The sequence below is a fragment of the Bacillus altitudinis genome (assembly GCF_001191605.1).
GTDB classification, from domain to species: domain Bacteria; phylum Bacillota; class Bacilli; order Bacillales; family Bacillaceae; genus Bacillus; species Bacillus altitudinis.
Map to the genome: position 1 here is coordinate 51,105 of NZ_CP009108.1, position 16,169 is coordinate 67,273.

Below are 16,169 nucleotides of genomic sequence, written 5' to 3' on the forward strand. Positions count from 1 at the left end.
TATTTTTCAAGGTGTAATGTTCAAAAAACCACCAAAATAAGCATTTTTACCTATTTCTTTCGATTTATTCACTTCAAAAAAAGAACCCCAAAAAGCTGGAGGTTCTTTTCATTTGGTTTATTCAACTTTAAATTTGCTAATCAAATCACGTAATTCTTCTGCCATTGAAGAAAGGGTGGCAGAGGATGAGCTGATCTCTTCCATTGATGCCAGCTGTTCTTCAGCTGAAGCGGCAATGTCTTGAATATTGGCGGAGCTTTCACGTGATACGTCTGCAATCTCACGGACAGCCTCAGAAACATGTGCAGATCCTTTTGACAGCTGGACAACTGTTCGATTCATTGTTTGGAGCTGATCTGAGATTTCTTTGGTCATGTCGAAAATATTGTGGAAGCTGACTTTCGTTTGTTCAGTAAAGCTTAAGCCTGATTGAACTTCTTGATTTACTGCTGTGAATACTTCTTGTGATACATCAATATCTTGAACGATTTCTTTGATTAAGTTTTCAATTTCTTTCGCTGAGTTGGCAGATTGAACAGCAAGTTTTCTTACTTCTTCTGCTACAACGGAGAAGCCTCGACCAGATTCGCCAGCTCTTGCTGCCTCAATCGCTGCATTCAGCGCAAGTAAATTCGTTTGATCTGCGATGCCATTAATGACACCAAGAATCTGGGTGATATCTTTTGATTTGCTTTCCAGCGCACTGATGACATTCTCTGCTTTTTTCACTGATTGATCAATCACGTTCATTTGAGAAGCGGTTTTTTCCACTAGCTGTCCGCCTTCTCCTGCAATCTCTGTTGATTTGATGGATGAAGCGGTAATCGATTCAGCCGACTCATTCATGTGCTGAAGGCCTCTGTTCATTTCTTCTAACTCTTCTGAGCTTGATTCCACTTTATCATTCTGGCTTTCGTTACCAGTAGAGAATTGTTCAATGGCTAATGTAATATGCTCTGTTGCTTTACTTGTTTGTCCTGCGCTTGCGGTCAGTTCTTCTGATGAAGAAGCGACATTTTCAACAGAGGTTTGGACGGCGCCAATGAGGGATCTTAATGAGTCAATCATCGTATTAAAGCCTTTACCAACTTGTCCTATTTCATCATCTGATTGAATCTGAAGTTTATCACGTAAATCACCATCGCTGACCTTTTTCGAGAAACGGGCAAGATTGGATAATCTACTTGAAATAGAGCGGACAATAAAGAAGATGAGGGTTCCTGCTACGATCAGTGTCACACTGAACACAATAATGGCAGTATTGAAAACGGGTTTAGCTGCATCCTCTACTTCTGATACGAGCATCGTGCCGCCGATTTTCCAGCCGGTTAGTTCATTGGTGACATACGCCACCTTTTTATCTGTTCCATTGAGTGTATAGCTGCCGTTTCCTTGTTTGTTTTTAAAAATAATGTTCGCCAAATTCTCATTGACTTTGCTTCCTGGCTTTTGGGTTGGATCTGCTAGCACGGTTTTATCCTTCTCCATGATGAAAGCATATCCTTTTTGACCTATTTTAATTTCTTTTAGCTTTTGAATGAGGCTGTCAATTTCCATATCAAGACCAATTACCCCTGAGCCATCTTTCGTTTTTTGGGCAATGGTGATGACCATTTTACCTGTAGATGCTGCGACGTATGGCTTCGTGATGACTTGTTTACCATCAGCACTCATGGCCTCTTGATACCACGGACGCTCTCTCGGATCATAGCCTTCAGGCATTTTTTGAACTGGGTATTGCATGAACAAGCCCTTTTCTGAACCTGCATAAATGGCTGAGACATCTTTTTCATTAATTTTTCCGTATTGCTGCAATTCTTTAATGGTAGCTTTTCTATTTTTTTCTTGAAGATTAACCGCTTTGAGATCATCTGTAAACAGAGTCACAGCCTCTGCCTTGTTCCCAATATTCTCATCGATTAAGGTATCAAATGCATTGACCTGACTCATCGCACTGCCCATAATCTGTTTGTCTAACTCTGTTTTTGATGTAAAAAATGCACTGATTGTGAGTGCGACGGTTGGCAGTATGAGGACTACCAAAAAGGCAATAACTAATTTTTTAGAAATGGATGGTTTTTTGAACCATTGGATCATTTTTCCCATTTTCTCTTTCCCCCTTTACTTCTCTAAAGTTATTATCGGATGAAAGGTTTATTTTTAGAGGGCTGGAAATGACGTTTAAAAATAAAAAAAATACCCAGACAATTCTGGATATTTTTTCATCGTTTTTTAATCAATTTTAAATTGACTTGTCAGCTCTTTTAGCTCCTCAGCCATATTGGCAAGTGTGACAGAAGAGGACGAAATTTCTTCCATAGATGCCAATTGTTCTTCAGCAGATGCCGCAATATCTTGAATGTTCGCCGCACTTTCTCTTGAAACTTGACGCATCTCCTGCATGGCTTGTGACACAAGTTTTGATCCGCTTGATAGGTCAACCGCTGTATCATTTAATTGAGTGAGCTTTTTCGACATACCTTCTGCCGCCTCATAGATGTTTTGGAAGCTTTCTTTTGCTTCTTCTGTCATCCCAAGTCCTGCATTTACTTCTCGGTTAACAGCTTTGAACATCTCTTGAGATTTGGAAATTTCCAACACAATTTCTTGGATCAGCTTTTCAATTTCTTTCGCTGAATCTGCGGATTGGACTGCTAGTTTTCTGACTTCCTCTGCTACGACAGAGAAGCCGCGCCCTGATTCACCTGCTCTTGCTGCTTCAATGGCTGCATTGAGTGCAAGTAAATTCGTTTGATCTGCGATGCCATTAATGACATTTAAAATGCTCGTAATATCTTTAGATTTGTATTCTAATTCTTTCATGACTTGTTCGGCTTCTTGTACAGATGTATCGATATGTTTCATTTGATTCGCTGTGCTTTCAACGATACGTCCGCCTTGTCCAGCCGCTTCTGTCGATTGAATGGAGACAGCAGTCACTTCTGATGAAGTTTGTGACATACCTTGTAATCCTTCATTCATTGCGACAAGCTGATTCGTGCTAGATTCGACTTTCTCATTTTGTGCTTCATTCCCATTTGAGAATTGTTCAATCGACATGGTGATATGCTCTGTTGCCTGACTCGTTTGGCTGGCACTGGCAGTCAGCTCTTCTGAAGCTGAAGCCACATTGTCGACAGATTGCTGGACCGCTCGGATAACTTCACGCAAAGATTCACTCATCTTACTAAAGCTTCTTGTGAGGTCTCCTATTTCATCCTTCGATTTGGTTTCGAGGGTTTCCGTTAGATCCCCTTCACTCACCTTTTCTGAGAAATCAACAAGCCTTCTAAGTCCAATTGTGATGGAGCGAACGATAAAGAAGATCGCAATACCGCCAAGGATAAAAGAAGAAATTAAAAGAATAATGGCAGAATTCCAAACTGGCTGTGCTGCTTCTTCTGTTTCTGATACAAACATCGTTCCAGCAATTTTCCAACCTGTTAAATCATTTGTCACAAAAACGAGACGTTTTTGCTCTCCTTTATTCTCATAAGTTGATGTTCCTTCTTTGCTGCTGTAAAGGATTGATGAAATATTTTCAGTCACTGCAGATCCTGATTTTTCTTCTGGATGAGCGACAATCTGTTTGTTTTTATTTGCAATAATTGGATATCCTTCTCGTCCAATTTTAATGTCTTTGATTTTATCGACAATGTCTTGAACTTCAATGTCGATTCCTATTGCTCCAGACCCGTCCTTCAAGCGTTGGGCAATTGTGACAACCATGCTGTCTGTTGTGGCTGAGACGTATGGATTGGTGACAACAGGTTCACCTGTCTCGTCCTGCATCGCCGCTTTGTACCAGTCACGAGTTGTTGGATCATAGTCCTTTGGCATATCCACTTTAGGATACTGAATAAAATCACGATTTTTACTTGCTGCATAAAACCCAACCACATCATCTTCATTGATTTTACTGTATATCTCAAAATGCTCATACAGTTCGTCCTGGTTTTTCTTTTTAAAGTCTGCAGCACTGGATGTTTCGGTAAACAGTTTGACTGCGTTCTCCTTATTCAAAAGCTTTTGCTCGATCATGTCATTCAGCTCATTGACTCTTGCGTTGGCTCCGTACATGATTTCATGATCTAATTCTTCTTTGGCAATCTGATATGAAATCGTACTGAGTGTAATGATAGGCAAGACGAGAACAAGTGTGAATGAAATAATCAGCCTTTTAGAAATCGATGGTTTTTTCAACCATTTTATGATACTTTTCATGTTTTTCCTCCTTTTAAACGTTATGTTTTATATCGGACAGCTTCATATTATTTTCATGTTTTTCAAATAAAAAGGATGCCTTTTTGTTTATTTTCACAAATTGATTCCTTGCCCAAGCATCCCGCATACGCTAATACAAAAGGGGGCGCTTTTCATATGATTATCCTTTCAGGACAGCCAGTGACAAATGAGCAGCTGGCATCGTTTCAGCTAGAAGGACAAAAGCGGATCATTTTGATGCAGTTACAAGCCTCAAATGATACGTTCCGTTATAGGCAGGCATCTGATTTGTTATTTGAGGTGACTTTACGATCGAATATCATGAATGCGGCAAGAGATTTGAACAAGAGCGGTGCCTCATTTGCTATCTTTCAAAGGTCCCGTGCGAATGACGCCTATTGGCGTGTATCAGAGGCCGGAGCGTTAGAACTGCGCTATCAAGTCGAGCCATCTACGGGGATTAAAGACATCTTTGAAAATGGCTCAAAATATGCCTTTGAATGTGCCACAGCGATTGTCATTGTGTTTTATATGGGAGTCCTGCAAACGGTAGGAGACGAGAAGTTCAATCGAAGACTTAGAAGTTTAACGCTGTATGACTGGCACTATGATACATTATCCATTTATACAGAGCGCGGAAATGATTTTATTTATGGGGATTGCCTATATTTCGAGAATCCAGAGTTTAGCTATCAACAGTCTCAATGGCGCGGAGAAAATGTGATTTACTTAGGGGAAGATCAATATTATGGGCATGGGCTTGGGATCTTAACAGCTGCAGAGATTATCGATAAATTAAATGCCAGAAGACGGCCAGGGGCTGTTCAGTCCGCTTATTTACTGCCGCAGACTACTAGGATGGATGTTATTTATCTCAGGCAAATGTTTGGTAGCTAAAAAGGGCCTCTTGTCTATAGGTTATGACAAGGGGCCTTTGTATGCCTTGCGTTTGCGGTAATCATGGAGCGTGCCAAGCATTGTGTTTGCTAGGATTTCCATTTCTTCTAGATCGTTTCTTGTGACTGGAGGGTCGTGCTGATTCCATTTGACATAACGAACGAAATAGTAATGACGAATGGGGGTAAGGACGGCAGGGGAGTGCGGAAAATCATCAAATAGAAATTCAATTTGTCCTTTTTTCCGATATGAATGTTTTAAGATTTCCATCCTGTCACACCACCCATTATCAAATTATTTCTGCGTGAGTTCATGCATGATCTCTTCAACGGTTAAAATCGAGAGAATGCGGCCAACCCCCTGACCTGCCCAAAGAGCCATTTGTTCTCGGTTTCCTGCAGCAGCTGCCGCTTTTCGCATCGGTGTTGTCCATACATGCTGTATGGGATAGGGGAGAACCCGGTCTTCATTTCGTCTTTCTTCCTCCATCCACTGATTGACAATACCTCTTGCTTTTTTTCCAGAGAAAAGCCGTGTCATCGCTGTTTCACTGCCTTCTGCCTGTAACAGCGCCTTTTTGTACACATCTGCCGCAGCACTTTCTTGACTCGCTAAAAATCGTGTCCCTATTTGAACCGCATCTGCTCCAAGTGCTAGTGCTGCTTTCATAGTGGTCCGGTCTGTGATCCCTCCAGCGGCGATCAATGGGATATGACAGACAGACTTGACATCACTGATCAGGCAGAAAAGTCCCTGCAGAGCATCTCCCTTTGAAGGTAAGAAGGTGCCTCGGTGCCCTCCTGCTTCGCTTCCTTGAAGAACAATGGCATCCATTCCTTTTTCTTCTAAAAGCAGTGCTTCTTTTTTTGTTGTAGCTGTTCCAATGAGAAAGATCCCCTTTTGTTTCAGATGATGAATTGTTTGTTCATTTGGACAGGCAAATGTAAACGACACAGCTGGGACTTCTTCTTCTTGAAGAATGTTGATTTTTTGTTCATAGTCCTTCCATAATTCTTCTTCTCTAGGGATCATCTGTGCTTCTTGTATGACAGGCAGCCGGTCTGTCCAAAATGATACATCTTCTGTTTTCGTTTCTGAAATGGGTTCAGGGACAAACACATTCACTTGAAATGGACGAGATGTCAGCTGTTTGACCTGTCTGATTTGCTGCCTCATCTTTTCTGGCTGTACATAACCACTTGCTAAGCTACCGAGACCGCCATATTGTGAAACAGCGGCGACAAGCTGCGGCGTCACCGCTCCTCCTGCCATTGGTGCTTGAATGATGCCATGTTCAATTTGAAGTAACGCTGTGAATTCTCCCATCTTCTCCCCCGCCCTTACTCGTTAGATGACACCTGGACATAAAAGTGACGATGTCTCGGTCCGTCAAACTCACAAAAATAGATTCCCTGCCACGTTCCAAGCACAAGATCACCATGATGGACAAGAACGTGCTGAGATGCTCCCATATAACTAGCTTTCATATGCGCTGCTGTATTGCCTTCCATATGACGATCTTTTGAATGTTCCCACGGAAAGACTTCGTCAAGCCGGCGCAGCATATCTCGTTTGACGTCTGGGTCGGCATTTTCATTAATGGTGATTCCAGCCGTCGTATGTGGACAATAGACCATAACCTTTCCGTTTTGAATTCCAGTTTCCCGGACATATTGCTGAACTTCATGGGTAATGTCTATCATGTCATCGTGTTTGTCTGTTTGTACGTTGATTTTTTTCATTTCTCTGCTCCTTTTGATCATGTCTATAAAACCATACCCTTTTTATGTGAAACCAATCACTGCCGGTTGGCAGAAACAAATCTTCTTACCTAAAGTTTACCAAGCAAAAAAACCTCGTCAATAGCTCCGAGGTTTTTAGGAAAAGTGAACCTTTTTTACTTCTATGGTTCGAATATGATGATCTTCTGCATCGACAATTTTAAATTCACAGCCTTCTGCTTCAATGATATCTCCAATGTCAAAATCAATTTTATGCGTCATCATCCAGCCGGCAATTGTATCAACATCATCATTTTCAATCGCTAAATCCAATAAATCATTTACTTCATCGATCAAGGCTTTTCCATCCATGACATAGTGGAAGTCACCTTTTTTCACAATATGCGGGGTCTCATCTTGATCATATTCATCTCGAATCTCGCCCACAATTTCTTCTAATATGTCTTCAACTGTGACGAGACCTGCTGTTCCGCCGTATTCATCTACAAGCACCGACATATGAATCCGTTCCTTTTGCATCAAAATCAGCAGTTCTTGAACCGGTGTACTTTCAATGACACGAATGACAGGGCGCATTAAGTCTTCAATGGACACCTCTTGATTGAGAAAACTTGCTTTAAATACGTCTTTGCTATTGATCACACCAATGACATGATCTTTGTCTTCTTTAATGACAGGATAACGTGTATACCTTTCGTTCAGCATATAATGCGTCACGTCTTCCAGGCTCTGTTCAATTTCAATGGCAGAGATTTCTGTGCGCGGGATCATGATCTCTCTCGCCACTCGGTTATCAAATTCAAATATTTTATTGACATATTTGTATTCAGATTGGTTGATCTCGCCCTTTTCGTAGCTTTCAGAAAGGATGAGACGCAATTCTTCCTCACTGATCGCCACTTCATGTTCTTTGACAGAATGAAAACCAAATAATTTCACAATGCCTCGTGCAGCCCCATTTAATGCTTTAATAAACGGGTACATGACTTTATAGAAAAAAATAAGAGGTTTTGCCGTCACAAGACTGACGGCTTCTGCCTTTTGAATGGCAATCGTTTTGGGAGCAAGTTCCCCAACGACAACATGCAAAAACGTAATGATCACAAAGGCAATGATAAACGATATGATGTCTGTCAAAGCGGAATGAAGCCCTGCCTTTTCAAAAAGCGGATGCAGGAAATGTTCCACTGTCGGCTCCCCTAACCACCCTAAGCCTAATGCCGTGATGGTAATACCAAGCTGACAGGCAGATAAATATTCATCAAGGTTGGTTGTCAGTTTTTGAACATGAATGGCTCTCTTATCACCGCTTTCAATCAGCTGATTGATTTTTGAGCCTCTAATTTTCACAATCGCAAATTCAGTGACAACAAAAAATGCTGTCGCAGCAATGAGTAATAGGACTAAAAATACGTTTAAAATATACAAAAAAACCCTTACCTAACACGGGTAAGGGCTCACCTCCTCTGGCGTCAATTAATCATTACGGCCATTTAGGAAGATCATTACAAAACGGAGCAATTCAAACAGGGAGACAAGGGCCGCTGCTACGTACGTAAGAGCTGCAGCATTTAACACCTTGTTCACGCCTCTTTCTTCACTGCTTCTAATGATTCCTTCTGAAACAATGATATTCTTTGCACGAGAACTTGCGTTAAACTCAACAGGCAATGTCACTAGCTGAAAGAACACAGCAGCTGAGAACAAAACGATCCCAAGCCCGATTAAGTTAAGGCTGCCGAGCAATAATCCACCTAGGAAAAGAAGCGGGGCAACACCAGATGCAAAGTTCACGACAGGGAAAATCTTATGTCTCAAGACAAGCGCACCATAGGATTCCTGATGCTGCAAGGCATGTCCAACCTCGTGTGATGCGACTGAAATGGCCGAAATGGAATGGCCATAATACACTGGTTCAGATAAACGAACCACACGCTGCGTCGGGTCGTAATGATCAGTCAAAGTTCCTCTTACCGGTTCAACGGGTACATCATATAACCCGTTGCGATCTAAAATATATCGAGCGGTTTCAGCACCTGTTTTCATACTGGCAGCTTCAACCTTTGAATACTTTTCAAAATTATTCTTTACTTTAAATTGTGCCCAAAAAGACAATCCCAATGCGGCAAATGTTAAAAAATAAAAAAACAGCATGCTCATCAGCTTCCTTTTTATTTTATATATTTATTTACAATTTTAATGACTTTTATGTAACGTGTACAGCAAAAAGCACTAGGTCTTTTTAAGGGGAATCACTACACCAATGAAAAAGAAGAACATTCCGATGCATGCTGTATAAAATGTCACCGTTCCATATAGGTCTTGAAAAAAACGAAGCCACGAGAAATCATTCATGAAATGGTTCACCGCATTTAAATCAAACACGAGTAAAATCACCGCAGATGATAAAAAGTGTGCGCCGATAAAAAGAAGTACGGTCTTTTGAACAAACGACATTCGCATTCCCTCCTTCTTCTCTCTTATTTTAAGATATGGGTTCTGTTTCAATACATGACGATGATGAAAAATTGTTTCCTAATCGGGCATACTGACATTAGCAGTCTCCCTGAAAGGACGAGTTCGATGAAATCAAACCGTATCTTCATTGCCTGGCTAAGATGGCCTCTTTATGTTCGCATTGCGATCATCATCTGTTTCTTGCTTCTCTTTTTTGGACAATTAATCGTCATACTTGAACCAAAGCAGTATCATACGATCTTTGATGGGATCTGGTGGGCTCTCATTACAGTCGCGACGGTAGGCTATGGTGATTTTGTGCCGCAAACCATGCCCGGACAAATCGCAGGTATGGCGCTGATTCTGATCGGGGCAAGCTTTGTAACGGCTTATTTTGCCACACTCGCTGCCGCTGTGTTCAGTAAGCAGCACCATTATGTAGAAGGAAAGGTCGCTTTTAAGGGGAAAGGACATGTCATTATCGTTGGCTGGAATGAGAAAACGAACAAACTGCTTCAATCGTTTCAAACCATTGATCCCGCCATGCCGATTGTACTCATTGATGATTCCTTAAAGGAAGGACCTCTTTTAGAGAATGTCCATTTTATTAAAGGCCATGGTACAGAGGATGCCACACTTCGCAGAGCAAATATTATGAGTGCTGATACATTGATGATTACCGCCGACCAGCATGAGAATGAAGTGACAGCTGATATGCAGAGTGTCTTAACCTTGCTTGCGGCAAAAGGATTAAATCCTTCGTTATATTGTTTAATTGAAATTTTAACCGACCGCTATGTGAAAAATGCTGAGCGGGCTGGCGCCAATCAAGTCATCCATACTTCTGATGCAGTCAATCATCTATTGGTGGAGCATTTTCTTTTAAAAGAACAGCTCATGGCGTTAAAAATAAAAAGAAACATGACCCTCCATAAACAGATCACCATCATTCCAGTACCAGCTTCATTAGCTGGAGAGACATTCTTAACGGCACTTCATCACTTTCTAGAGCACCATGTCATCATTGTAGGCGTACAAAAAAAAGAAGGACCCATGATGAATCCTCCTTTTGGATATGAGCTTCATCCAGAGGATGAGCTGATCAGCTTTTAAAGCAGTGCATCTTCTAATTCTTTGACGAGTGAAAAGCCAATTTCGGCATAAGCCTTTGACACATCTCCGTCTTTCTCTTTCGGTTCTTGGAATTGGTTAAAAGATGCCCCTACATTTCCAACCATCGCATGGTCATCTAATTTATCTTGATAGACATGCTTTAAGAGAAATGGATGTCCCATTTTCACCACAACGCCTGGCTGATCCAGCTGTCCTTTCTCGGCTGTAAACGGAACTCTGAGAAAGGTATAGCCGTCACGGTTGTCAATTTTATAATCAAAATATCCATGATCATAATCCCAATTCCCATTAATGACATATCCGAGCGGCTTCATGTTTTCTTCTAAATGGTACAGTGAAAAGCTTTCACCAGTTAGCCTAGATGGTACATGAATCATACAGAACCCTCCTTTTTGTATAGGGTTCGTTAAAGAGAGGAATTCATACATTTGCCTTTCGTGATTTGCACATTGTTTGTAAATGCGGCATCAAATAAGGCCTGGCTGGATGATGCATTTGTCTCGTTCGCACTGCCCGCTCCTGATGTTTCTTTCGTAGCACTCATTGGACAAATCCGCCCAACATTCCCAAAGTTAACGATGGCCTGCCCTGAAATGTCATGGATATAAATATGATTTGTTCTCATCGCTTCATCAACCTCCTCCATTGATTATTCTATGTACAGAGCTTAGGGAGGCTTGCACTGACACCATGAGAACATAAAAAAAGGCACACCTTATGCAAAGATGTGCCTTTTATTCTTATGATTGTTTGAGACGGCTCTCAAGTTCTGCCTTTTTCTCTTCGAAGCCCGGTTTTCCTAATAAAGCAAACATGTTCACTTTATACGCTTCTACTCCAGGCTGGTCGAATGGATTGACGCCTAGTAAATACCCAGACATCGCACATGCTTTTTCGAAGAAGTACACGAGATATCCGAATGTATAAGCATCCATTTCAGGAATCGTCACAATCAGGTTCGGTACTTTTCCATCCGTATGAGCAAGCATTGTGCCTTCAAATGCTTTTTTATTGACGAAATCAACCGTTTTTCCTGCAAGATAGTTTAACCCATCAAGGTCTTGTTCTTCTGCTTCGATGACAAGTTCATGTCGTGGCTTGTCTACATTCACGATGGTTTCAAACAAGTCTCTTCTTCCTTCTTGTACATATTGACCAAGTGAATGAAGATCCGTTGAGAAGTTGGCAGATGAAGGATAGATTCCTTTTTCATCTTTTCCTTCACTTTCTCCGAATAACTGCTTCCACCATTCTGCAAAGTATTGTAAGCCTGGCTCATAGTTAATCAGCATTTCAATTGTCCGTCCTTTATTGTAAAGAACATTACGGACAACCGCATATTGATAAGCCGCATTTTCTGAGAGCTCAGATGAAGCGAAGTCTTCACTTGCTTTCGCAGCACCTTCCATCATTTGATCAATGTCTGCACCGCTTACAGCGATTGGCAATAGACCAACTGCTGTTAAGACAGAATAGCGTCCGCCGACGTCATCAGGGATGATAAATGATTCATAGCCTTCTTCAGTTGCTAATGTTTTGAGTGCCCCGCGTGCCTTGTCAGTTGTCGCATAGATGCGTTTTTTCGCTTCTTCAGCACCATATTTTTCGATAAGGAGCTTTTTAAAGATACGGAACGCAATGGCTGGCTCTGTTGTTGTACCAGATTTTGAAATCACATTAATGGAGAAATCGGCATCTTCTAGCAGATCCATTACATCTGTTAAATAAGAAGAACTGATGTTGTTTCCAATAAAGATGATTTGCGGTGTTTTGCGTTTGCCTTTTGGCAAACTATTATAGAAAGAATGGTTTAAAAACTCAATGGCCGCACGTGCGCCAAGATAAGAACCACCAATTCCAACAACGAGTAATACATCAGAATCAGATTTAATCTTTTCTGCACTTTTTTTAATGCGGGCAAATTCTTCGCGATCATATTGCTTCGGTAAGTCAACCCAGCCTAAATAATCACTGCCAGTACCCGTTTGTTCATGAATATTATGATGGGCCACCTTCACAAAATCTTTTAAATATGTAAGCTCATGTTCTTGAAAGAAAGGTAACGCTTTCGAGTAGTCAAATTGAATATGTGTCATCGCTTGTAAGCCCTCCATTACGTTAGTTCTGTCCCTTTCACTTTAGCGGAACTAGCTATTGAAATCAAGTGATCGTCATTGATGCAGCAAAAAGCCGCTCCTCATGAAGAGAAGCGGCCATCCAAATTATAGAGAAGCTTTCAAAATCGCTAAAATGTCATCACGGCCAAGTTTCATAAAGTTACCAAAACCACCATATTCCATTTCTTTTGCTGCGATGTCAGCAATTTTGTCCAGTTGATCTTCACCAATATCATAATCCGCTAAACGGTTCGGTGCACCGAGGCTTGTCCAGAAGGCTGACAGCTTGTCGATTCCTTCTAATGCGATGTCACGATCCGATTTTCCTTCTGTCTCAATGTCAAACATGTTCAACATGAGGTTTTTAAAACGTTCGACATTATGATCAAGTGTATGACGCATCCAGTTTGGGAAGAGGATCGCAAGTCCACCTGCATGCGGAATGTCATAGACTGCTGATACTGCATGCTCAATCGTATGAGATGCCCAATCGCCAAAATAGCCCATTTGCAGCGTGCCATTTAAAGCAATCGTTCCTGCATAAAGGATGGTTTCACGGTGCTCATAGTTTTGTAAGTCTTCAAGTAGCTTTGGTGCTGTCTCGATGACTGTTTGAAGAACAGCAAAACACATCCGATCTTGTAGAGGCGTGTTTTTGACATTATGGAAGTATTGTTCAAATACATGGCTCATCATATCAACCATGCCATACACCGTTTGATTCTCTGGCACAGAATATGTGTGCTCAGGATCTAAAATTGAAAAAGCAGGGTGCGTGACTGAACTGCCCCACACATACTTTTCATTTGTTTCCCAGTTGGTGATCACAGAATCCGGGTTCATTTCTGAGCCTGTCGCTGCAAGTGTCAATACTGTGCCAAATGGCAGTGCTTTTTGAGCGGTCGTTTTCTTTGAAATAATATCCCAAACATTTCCGTCATATTCAGCTCCAGCTGCAATGGCTTTTGTACAGTCGATGACACTTCCCCCACCAACTGCTAATAAGAAATCAATGTTCTCATTTTGGCAAATGTCGATCCCTTTTTGCACTGTAGTGAGACGAGGGTTCGGTTCAACTCCTGACAGTTCAAATACGTCAGCCTCTGCTTCATTTAAAGCGCTGATGACCTTATCATAAAGACCATTTTTCTTAATACTGCCTCCACCATATACAAGAAGCACTCGCTTTCCATAACGAGCGAGTTCGCTTTTTAGTCCGTCTAGTTGTCCTTTTCCAAACATCAATTTCGTTGGATTATAGTAAATAAAGTTCTCCATCTGTTCTACATCTCCTTAAAACATTTATATCCAAAAACATGAAAGACTACTGTAACATATGTACATGCAGAACTCAAAAAAGATAACTGCTTAAAAGCAGCTATCTTTTCCATGTTCGATTATAAAGAAGCGTTTAAAATAGCTAGAACATCTTCTTTGTTCAGCTTTTTAAATTGGCCAAATTCACCACGTGCCATTGCACGGTCTGCAATCAGATCAATTTTCTCATCGTTGATGTCATAGTCAGCTAAACGGTTTGGTGCGCCTAGACTTGTCCAGAAAGCAGAAAGTTTTTCGATTCCTTCTAAGCCAACTTCTTCGTCTGTTTTGCCCGCAGGGTCTACATCGAATACACGCACTGCTAATTGCTTGAAGCGACCTGGGTTTTCTTGAATGACATGCTTCATCCAGTTCGGGAACAAGATCGCAAGACCACCTGCATGAGGGATGTCATACACAGCGGATACCGCATGCTCAATATTGTGAGATGCCCAGTCTCCGCGTGCGCCCATTGAAAGCATTCCATTCAGTGCAATGGTGCCTGTGAATAAAATCGTTTCACGAAGCTCATAGTTTTCTAAATCATTGATCAGCTTTGGTGCTGTTTCAATGACCGTACGAAGAAGTCCTTCACACATGCGATCTTGGTAAGGTGTATTCTCCGTGTGATGGAAATATTGTTCAAACACGTGAGACATCATGTCGACCATGCCATAAATCGTATGGTTTTTTGGCACAGTAAATGTATTGACTGGGTCAAGAATAGAGAATTTAGGGAAGACAGCTGGACTGCCCCATCCGTATTTCTCATTTGTTTCCCAGTTTGTGATGACGGAGCCAGAGTTCATTTCAGAACCTGTCGCGGCAAGTGTTAATACTGTACCAAATGGGATGGCTTCCATTGGGACATGCTTACGAGTGACGATATCCCAAGCATCTCCATCGTATTTCGCACCAGCTGCGATCGCTTTGGTTGCGTCAATGACACTACCGCCGCCGACTGCCAAAATAAAATCAATTTGGTTCTCTTTGCAAAGCTCAACCCCTTTTCTAACTGTTGTTAAGCGCGGGTTTGGCTCAACACCAGCAAGCTCAGTGATTGCAGCTCCTGATTCTTTTAAAATGCTGACAACTTGGTCATAAAGGCCATTTCGTTTAATGCTGCCTCCACCATATACAAGCAATACGTTTTTTCCGTAGTGTTTTAGTTCATCTGAAAGGGCTGATACTTCTCCCTTTCCAAAAATTAATTTCGTTGGGTTCCAATAAGTAAATCGATCCATGTGATCTCCTCCTCGCGCTACATTATGCGCCTCTTTCATTCCAAAAGTAAAGTAATTTGCTTTCATCCATTTTCTTACGCATAGTTTGGCTAAAAATCTGCAAAATATAAATGTATTGATACTGTAGCGAAAGGAGGAATCACGATGAGTGCTATTCAGCGTATTGCCCTCGTGCTCACGATTATCGGTGCTATTAACTGGGGACTAATCGGCTTTTTTCAATTTGACTTAGTAGCAGCGATCTTTGGCGGTCAAGGTGCTGCATTATCACGTATTATTTATGGTCTTGTTGGAATTGCAGGCCTTGTCAATCTTGGTCTGTTGTTCAAACCTAGCGAAGAAGCTGTCCGCCGTGACGAGCCAAATCCAGAGGTCCGCTAACAAAAAGACATAAAAAAAGACTGCCTATGAGGCAGCCTAAGGCACCGTTTGAAGCGGTGCTTTTTTTATTTCTTGATAAGGTCTTTACGGTTTGATTGCTCAATCCACTCTTCAAGTTTATCTTTCAGTGTATTGAAACCTTGTGGTGCAGCAGCTTCTTCTTTCACTTGCTGTGGTCTTTGTTTCTTTGGTTTGCTTTCTTTTCTTTCAGGTGCTTCTTGCGTTGCACGGATAGAAAGGCTGATTTTACCAGCATTTTCATCAACAGAAAGAACTTTCACTTGTACTTCGTCACCAATTGAAAGGTGCTCGTTGATGTCTTTTACAAAACCGTGTGTCACTTCAGAAATGTGCACAAGCCCTTGAGTTTCTTCATCTAATGCAACAAACGCACCATACGCTTGTAATCCTGTTACTTTACCAGTGTAAACACTGCCTACTTCAAACTTTGTCGCCATGATAACAACTCCTAAATAAATGTTTTAATATTCGTTTATACGCAATTAAAAACTATATCACAGAACGGTCTTTTACGCAAAATATTTTTTAATTGGGTTTAGATCCGTTCAAAAGGGGGAATACCTGAAAACAAGAATGCTTTCTAGTATTCCCCCCTAATTTGAGAGGCATGAATCCAGATGGATTGATGCCTTTTT

General features: G+C 41.3%; 17 protein-coding genes and 2 pseudogenes. 3 read left to right on the top strand and 16 right to left on the bottom strand.

Going from position 1 to position 16,169, the window contains the following annotated elements; translation table 11 throughout:
- Positions 1-117: 117 nt before the first annotated feature.
- The 4 genes and pseudogenes from ID12_RS19665 to ID12_RS19680 form a co-directional block, all read right to left on the bottom strand.
- On the bottom strand, positions 118-1,068 hold the full coding sequence (locus tag ID12_RS19665; RefSeq protein WP_370529239.1) for a methyl-accepting chemotaxis protein: 951 nt from the start codon (positions 1,066-1,068) through the stop codon (positions 118-120).
- Positions 1,063-2,106 (bottom strand): annotated as a pseudogene (locus ID12_RS19670) (HAMP domain-containing protein); the annotation flags it as partial. The pseudogene ID12_RS19670 and the gene ID12_RS19665, both read right to left, overlap by 6 nt.
- 126 nt (positions 2,107-2,232) lie before the next feature.
- The gene (locus ID12_RS19675) at positions 2,233-3,183 is read right to left on the bottom strand and encodes a methyl-accepting chemotaxis protein (protein WP_370529240.1); all 951 of its coding nucleotides are present in this window, start codon (positions 3,181-3,183) and stop codon (positions 2,233-2,235) included.
- Positions 3,175-4,224, bottom strand: a pseudogene (locus ID12_RS19680) (cache domain-containing protein); the annotation flags it as partial. The gene ID12_RS19675 and the pseudogene ID12_RS19680, both read right to left, overlap by 9 nt.
- 156 nt (positions 4,225-4,380) lie before the next feature.
- Here ID12_RS19680 and ID12_RS00325 point away from each other — a divergent pair.
- The gene (locus ID12_RS00325; protein ID WP_008345763.1) at positions 4,381-5,121 is read left to right on the top strand and encodes a protein-glutamine gamma-glutamyltransferase; all 741 of its coding nucleotides are present in this window, start codon (positions 4,381-4,383) and stop codon (positions 5,119-5,121) included.
- A 21-nt stretch (positions 5,122-5,142) separates the two neighbouring features.
- On the opposite strand, the gene ID12_RS00330 is transcribed toward ID12_RS00325, so the two are convergent.
- The 6 genes from ID12_RS00330 to ID12_RS00355 form a co-directional block, all read right to left on the bottom strand.
- The gene (locus tag ID12_RS00330) at positions 5,143-5,391 is read right to left on the bottom strand and encodes a hypothetical protein (RefSeq protein ID WP_017358966.1); all 249 of its coding nucleotides are present in this window, start codon (positions 5,389-5,391) and stop codon (positions 5,143-5,145) included.
- Between the two features lie 24 nt (positions 5,392-5,415).
- On the bottom strand, positions 5,416-6,447 hold the full coding sequence (locus ID12_RS00335; protein WP_050826556.1) for a nitronate monooxygenase: 1,032 nt from the start codon (positions 6,445-6,447) through the stop codon (positions 5,416-5,418).
- 14 nt (positions 6,448-6,461) lie between these two features.
- Entirely contained in the window at positions 6,462-6,863 is a 402-nt protein-coding gene (locus ID12_RS00340) for a secondary thiamine-phosphate synthase enzyme YjbQ (RefSeq protein WP_048002206.1), read from the bottom strand.
- Between the two features lie 135 nt (positions 6,864-6,998).
- Positions 6,999-8,291 (bottom strand): hemolysin family protein, encoded by a 1,293-nt coding sequence (locus tag ID12_RS00345; protein WP_007500537.1) that lies wholly within the window; start codon positions 8,289-8,291, stop codon positions 6,999-7,001.
- A 48-nt stretch (positions 8,292-8,339) separates the two neighbouring features.
- A complete protein-coding gene (locus ID12_RS00350) occupies positions 8,340-9,014 on the bottom strand; it encodes a zinc metallopeptidase (protein ID WP_024719711.1) in 675 nt (224 codons plus the stop codon).
- A gap of 81 nt (positions 9,015-9,095) precedes the next feature.
- On the bottom strand, positions 9,096-9,320 hold the full coding sequence (locus ID12_RS00355) for a YuzI family membrane protein (RefSeq protein WP_008345775.1): 225 nt from the start codon (positions 9,318-9,320) through the stop codon (positions 9,096-9,098).
- 126 nt (positions 9,321-9,446) lie between these two features.
- Here ID12_RS00355 and ID12_RS00360 point away from each other — a divergent pair, with 126 nt between their 5' ends.
- Positions 9,447-10,433: a potassium channel family protein gene (locus tag ID12_RS00360; protein WP_050826557.1), complete on the top strand. Its 987-nt coding sequence runs from the start codon at positions 9,447-9,449 to the stop codon at positions 10,431-10,433.
- Here ID12_RS00360 and ID12_RS00365 read toward each other — a convergent pair.
- The 5 genes from ID12_RS00365 to ID12_RS00385 form a co-directional block, all read right to left on the bottom strand.
- Positions 10,430-10,831, bottom strand: coding sequence for a YugN-like family protein (locus ID12_RS00365; RefSeq protein WP_008345780.1), 402 nt, complete (start codon positions 10,829-10,831; stop codon positions 10,430-10,432). The genes ID12_RS00360 and ID12_RS00365 overlap by 4 nt on opposite strands.
- A gap of 29 nt (positions 10,832-10,860) precedes the next feature.
- The gene (locus ID12_RS00370; RefSeq protein WP_008345782.1) at positions 10,861-11,079 is read right to left on the bottom strand and encodes a spore germination protein; all 219 of its coding nucleotides are present in this window, start codon (positions 11,077-11,079) and stop codon (positions 10,861-10,863) included.
- Positions 11,080-11,194: 115 nt separating this feature from the next.
- Positions 11,195-12,550, bottom strand: a complete 1,356-nt coding sequence (locus tag ID12_RS00375; RefSeq protein ID WP_024719715.1) for a glucose-6-phosphate isomerase — start codon at positions 12,548-12,550, stop codon at positions 11,195-11,197.
- Positions 12,551-12,676: 126 nt separating this feature from the next.
- Positions 12,677-13,849, bottom strand: coding sequence for an iron-containing alcohol dehydrogenase (locus tag ID12_RS00380; RefSeq protein WP_050826558.1), 1,173 nt, complete (start codon positions 13,847-13,849; stop codon positions 12,677-12,679).
- 119 nt (positions 13,850-13,968) lie between these two features.
- Positions 13,969-15,132, bottom strand: coding sequence for an iron-containing alcohol dehydrogenase (locus ID12_RS00385; protein WP_017358962.1), 1,164 nt, complete (start codon positions 15,130-15,132; stop codon positions 13,969-13,971).
- A 144-nt stretch (positions 15,133-15,276) separates the two neighbouring features.
- Between ID12_RS00385 and ID12_RS00390 the strand changes: the two genes are divergently transcribed.
- On the top strand, positions 15,277-15,513 hold the full coding sequence (locus tag ID12_RS00390; RefSeq protein WP_008345792.1) for a DUF378 domain-containing protein: 237 nt from the start codon (positions 15,277-15,279) through the stop codon (positions 15,511-15,513).
- 65 nt (positions 15,514-15,578) lie between these two features.
- Here the strand turns inward: ID12_RS00390 and yugI are convergent, their stop codons facing one another.
- Complete coding sequence (yugI, locus tag ID12_RS00395; protein ID WP_008345795.1) at positions 15,579-15,971, bottom strand: S1 domain-containing post-transcriptional regulator GSP13; 393 nt, start codon at positions 15,969-15,971, stop codon at positions 15,579-15,581.
- Positions 15,972-16,169 lie beyond the last annotated feature (198 nt).

Bases quoted from the DNA above. Each gene is read 5' to 3' on its own strand.
- ID12_RS00330 (WP_017358966.1), bottom strand. From the start codon at position 5,391: ATGGAAATCTTAAAACATTCATATCGGAAAAAAGGACAAATTGAATTT.
- ID12_RS00340 (WP_048002206.1), bottom strand. From the start codon at position 6,863: ATGAAAAAAATCAACGTACAAACAGACAAACACGATGACATGATAGAC.
- ID12_RS00355 (WP_008345775.1), bottom strand. From the start codon at position 9,320: ATGTCGTTTGTTCAAAAGACCGTACTTCTTTTTATCGGCGCACACTTT.
- ID12_RS19675 (WP_370529240.1), bottom strand. From the start codon at position 3,183: ATGAGTGAATCTTTGCGTGAAGTTATCCGAGCGGTCCAGCAATCTGTC.
- ID12_RS00380 (WP_050826558.1), bottom strand. From the start codon at position 13,849: ATGGAGAACTTTATTTACTATAATCCAACGAAATTGATGTTTGGAAAA.
- ID12_RS00335 (WP_050826556.1), bottom strand. From the start codon at position 6,447: ATGGGAGAATTCACAGCGTTACTTCAAATTGAACATGGCATCATTCAA.
- yugI (WP_008345795.1), bottom strand. From the start codon at position 15,971: ATGGCGACAAAGTTTGAAGTAGGCAGTGTTTACACTGGTAAAGTAACA.
- ID12_RS00370 (WP_008345782.1), bottom strand. From the start codon at position 11,079: ATGAGAACAAATCATATTTATATCCATGACATTTCAGGGCAGGCCATC.
- ID12_RS00360 (WP_050826557.1), top strand. From the start codon at position 9,447: ATGAAATCAAACCGTATCTTCATTGCCTGGCTAAGATGGCCTCTTTAT.
- ID12_RS00390 (WP_008345792.1), top strand. From the start codon at position 15,277: ATGAGTGCTATTCAGCGTATTGCCCTCGTGCTCACGATTATCGGTGCT.
- ID12_RS00375 (WP_024719715.1), bottom strand. From the start codon at position 12,550: ATGACACATATTCAATTTGACTACTCGAAAGCGTTACCTTTCTTTCAA.
- ID12_RS00385 (WP_017358962.1), bottom strand. From the start codon at position 15,132: ATGGATCGATTTACTTATTGGAACCCAACGAAATTAATTTTTGGAAAG.
- ID12_RS00365 (WP_008345780.1), bottom strand. From the start codon at position 10,831: ATGATTCATGTACCATCTAGGCTAACTGGTGAAAGCTTTTCACTGTAC.
- ID12_RS19665 (WP_370529239.1), bottom strand. From the start codon at position 1,068: ATGATTGACTCATTAAGATCCCTCATTGGCGCCGTCCAAACCTCTGTT.
- ID12_RS00325 (WP_008345763.1), top strand. From the start codon at position 4,381: ATGATTATCCTTTCAGGACAGCCAGTGACAAATGAGCAGCTGGCATCG.